This window comes from Desulforegula conservatrix Mb1Pa (assembly GCF_000426225.1).
Taxonomy (GTDB): domain Bacteria; phylum Desulfobacterota; class Desulfobacteria; order Desulfobacterales; family Desulforegulaceae; genus Desulforegula; species Desulforegula conservatrix.
In genome coordinates this window covers 1-3,380 of record NZ_AUEY01000141.1, presented here as the reverse complement: position 1 = coordinate 3,380, position 3,380 = coordinate 1, and the positions used below count along the sequence as shown (strand labels likewise).

Here is a 3,380-nt window from a genome sequence, read left to right as displayed (position 1 = left end):
TCATCAAAAAAAAGATTTACGATCCTAACGGCTTCAGGTCTTGTTATTCTTGCCTCTGTTTTTAATTTTTCGATCAATTCGAGTTTGTTCATATTTTTTAATTTTGCCTGCTATGTTTTTTAGTTTTTCCAGAAAGCCTTTTTGAATACATTACAGGCAAAAATCAATTCATATTTCTGGACTTGTTCCAGATGGTTCTCAACCACGCTTCTTTTTTGTCAGGCTTCTTACGGAGATTATCCAGGTCAAAAGAGCTGGCCTGTTCCATAACAGCCTTTACTTCTTCAGAATCAGGGGTTTTTACATAAGCTTCATAAAACATGAAAAATGACGCTTCAAGTTTAAGAGCTTCCAGTTCTTCCAGCTCTTTTCTTTTTTCAGCGACAAAAGCCTCCAGACGCTTTTTCTCGGCCTCTTCGTGACTGACGTACCCATTTGGCTTAGCCCACATGCCAAATTGCCTTATTCCGCCAATCAGGTGCGCCAGATGAGTCTTTTCTGGTTGACGTGATCCTGGCTGCGAAAATTCAAAAGCATAATATTTCATCGACTGAATAAAAAGCTCCGGATCAATATTGTGATGTTCTATATTTTTTTGGATCATATCAGAAGTCACACCCTGTTTTTCCCAAAAACACATTTCAGGATGATCAAGAAAGCTTTCGCGCGCGGTAGTAGTAGTTTTATATATATAACTACTACTACTATTAGCGTCATGACCTTGTGGTGATACTGATACTGTAGTGACCTGATACTGATACTGATACTGTGGTGACCCGCAGTAAGCTGTTTTTTTGTTGTTTATCCGATAAGAAAAAAGCTTAGTGGATCTGTTATATCCTGTCACTAAAATAAGCTCAGATGCCTCAAGTTTTTTCATTACTTTTCTGATGGTACAATGAATAAATCCAGTATCTTTTGATATTCCCCATTTGTTATAATGGCCTTCCATACCACGCCCTAAAAACCAGTTATAAATTTGCATTTGTATGTCTGTTAATTCTACTTTTTGAGACTCTTCTTTTTGATGGTGACCTGATACTGATACTGATACTGCCATGATACTATCATGATACTGTTTGCGTGGCGATACTGTAGTGATATTATCATGACCTTGTGGTGATACTTTAGTGATATTATGGTGATACTGTGGCGCTACTATAGTGCTATTATCATGATACTGTGGTGATACTTCGACTTCCTTTTTTATGCTATCCGGCATCTGAAAAGCATCAAGTTTTTCTTTTGCTTCTTTAAAAACAAAACAGCTTACAAGATCATCAAGTTTTCTTTTTGCCATTTAATCCTCCACTATAGAAATAAGTTCAGCTGCAAGATTCCTGAATGCTGCCGCTCCTTTGGAAGATTTATCAACCGTGAAGATTGTTTTTTTTAGAAGCTCTGATTTTTGAAAGCCTGTTTTCGACGGGATTATTGTTTTGAAGACCTGTTCCGCTCCGAATGTTTCATTAACACGGTTTGCAATGGTTATGGAAACAGCAGTTCTTGCGTCATATCTGTTTATCAAAAGCCTTAAAAATTTTAGGTCTGGATTTCCTTGTTTTTTTACTGAGCCGATAAGCGATAATGCTTTTAAGAGCCCTTCAACACTTGCCCCTGACCCTGAGTCAATTGGAACTATTACGCAATCTGAAGCATAAAGAGAGCAGATAACAAAGCTGCCCATATTTGGAGGGTTATCTATTATGCAATAGTCATAATGATTAAGTGCGTAATCCCTTAGTTTGTTTCTGAGCCTGAAAAAGCTTTCAGGCGCATTCATTATCATGTCTGGTTCAAGTCCGCCCGTAATACCTATATTTGGCAATATTGACACGTTTTTTAAGTTGGTAGGGTATATGGTTTCGGAAATATTTATATCGTCTTCCGTTGGATCTAATATTTCGAGAAGGCTTTTTCTTATATGAATATTGTCCGGCATTAAGTTGGAGGTCGTATTACATTGAGCGTCTATATCAACGACAAGAACTCGTTTCTTTTTTTTGCCGAGTGCGTCAGCTAAATTGCAAGTTGTTGTTGTTTTTCCAATGCCGCCTTTATTATTGACTACAGAAATGATTATTCCCATATGCTACTCCAGTTTATAATGGGTTGCAAGATAGGTGTTACATAAGAAATAAATAGCTGTATTGTCAATAAAAAATAGTTGTATATTAGCTATGCGCTAAATATAAATTGAAGTATAGAGGTGTTGGAATACTTAAATTATTATTGGCAAACTTTGCCATAAATATTATACTTAAAAAATAAACTCTATTATAAGGAGGTTTCTTTATGGCAACACTTAATATATCTATGCCTGATGAGCTCAGATCTTTTGTAGAAACACGAATACGCATGGGCGATTATCAAAGTGCCAGTGATTATTTACGCGATCTGATAAGGCATGACAAAGATGAAATTGATAAACTTTTGATGGAGGGCATTGAAAGTGGCAAAGCAACTCCGCTAAATATGTCAGCTATGAAAAAGAAAGCCCAAGCTTTACTCGTAAAAGAGCAAGGTTAATAAATGACCAAGATTTTGATAAAGCCAGCGGCGGAAGAAGATTTAATTAACCTGTGGGTTTATATTGCACAAGATAATCCTACTGCGGCAGATCGAGTTTATGAAGCCGCTGAAACAACATTTGAAACCATTGCTTTTATGCCTAATATCGGCACAATATATCAATCAAAGTGGGTAAAACTACAAGGTATAAGATTCTTTCCAATTAAACATTTTCCTAAATATATCATCTATTATAGGGCTACAAAGGATGGTATCGAAATTATCCGAGTCTTACATGGCCATATGGAAAAAGACAGGCAATTAAGATCAAAAAGTTAATATTGGGGTGTATAAATTGCAAAAGAGAAAAGTCCGATAAGGTAACAATAATGCTAACTCCCCATCAGGTTTCGACCTATGGTGCGGGGCTGCTTCGGTAGCCCCAGCTTTTATAATTTTTATCCAGCTAAACCAGCAGCCGGATTAGATAGAGCGTTCCCTGCCTGATAATAAGAAAGGGCAACCCCGACGGTCTTGTGTCCGGACATTGCCATAATATCGCTTATGTTTTTGCCTTGCCTGCCGCCTTCAGTGATAAATCCGGATCTCAGGCTGTGACCAGAAAAGATGGAAGGATCGAGGCCAGCGAGTTCGGCCCTTTTCTTGACTATCCTTGCGACGGCCTTGTCAGAAAAATCCCTCAAAACCTTTCCAGACTTTGACAGCCTCCTGAATATTTGTCCTTCGGCCACTTCAGATATTTCAAGCCAGTCGGCCAGAGCTTTTGCGGCCCTGCCTATTATGGGAACTGTAAAGCCTTTTCCTTCCTGGTCAGTTTTGGATCTTCTTATTATAAAGGAGTATCCTTC

5 protein-coding genes are annotated in these 3,380 nt (G+C 38.0%); 2 read left to right on the top strand and 3 right to left on the bottom strand.

Annotated elements, in window-relative coordinates:
• Positions 1–163: 163 nt before the first annotated feature.
• Together K245_RS0121000 and K245_RS0120995 are read right to left on the bottom strand one after the other, a co-directional pair.
• Positions 164–1,300, bottom strand: coding sequence for a hypothetical protein (locus K245_RS0121000; protein ID WP_027360742.1), 1,137 nt, complete (start codon positions 1,298–1,300; stop codon positions 164–166).
• Entirely contained in the window at positions 1,301–2,089 is a 789-nt protein-coding gene (locus K245_RS0120995; protein WP_027360741.1) for a ParA family protein, read from the bottom strand.
• Positions 2,090–2,295: 206 nt separating this feature from the next.
• On the opposite strand from K245_RS0120995, the gene K245_RS25810 reads away from it, so the two are divergent.
• Positions 2,296–2,529: a type II toxin-antitoxin system ParD family antitoxin gene (locus tag K245_RS25810; protein ID WP_035277891.1), complete on the top strand. Its 234-nt coding sequence runs from the start codon at positions 2,296–2,298 to the stop codon at positions 2,527–2,529.
• A gap of 3 nt (positions 2,530–2,532) precedes the next feature.
• Positions 2,533–2,850, top strand: a complete 318-nt coding sequence (locus K245_RS0120985; protein ID WP_051284511.1) for a type II toxin-antitoxin system RelE/ParE family toxin — start codon at positions 2,533–2,535, stop codon at positions 2,848–2,850.
• Between the two features lie 119 nt (positions 2,851–2,969).
• On the opposite strand, the gene K245_RS0120980 is transcribed toward K245_RS0120985, so the two are convergent.
• Positions 2,970–3,380 (bottom strand): tyrosine-type recombinase/integrase (locus tag K245_RS0120980; protein ID WP_027360739.1); only part of this gene is annotated, 411 nt, incomplete at its 5' end.

Excerpts from the sequence above, each read along its gene's own strand:
- K245_RS0121000 (WP_027360742.1), bottom strand. The coding sequence starts at position 1,300 with ATGGCAAAAAGAAAACTTGATGATCTTGTAAGCTGTTTTGTTTTTAAA.
- K245_RS25810 (WP_035277891.1), top strand. The coding sequence starts at position 2,296 with ATGGCAACACTTAATATATCTATGCCTGATGAGCTCAGATCTTTTGTA.
- K245_RS0120985 (WP_051284511.1), top strand. The coding sequence starts at position 2,533 with ATGACCAAGATTTTGATAAAGCCAGCGGCGGAAGAAGATTTAATTAAC.
- K245_RS0120995 (WP_027360741.1), bottom strand. The coding sequence starts at position 2,089 with ATGGGAATAATCATTTCTGTAGTCAATAATAAAGGCGGCATTGGAAAA.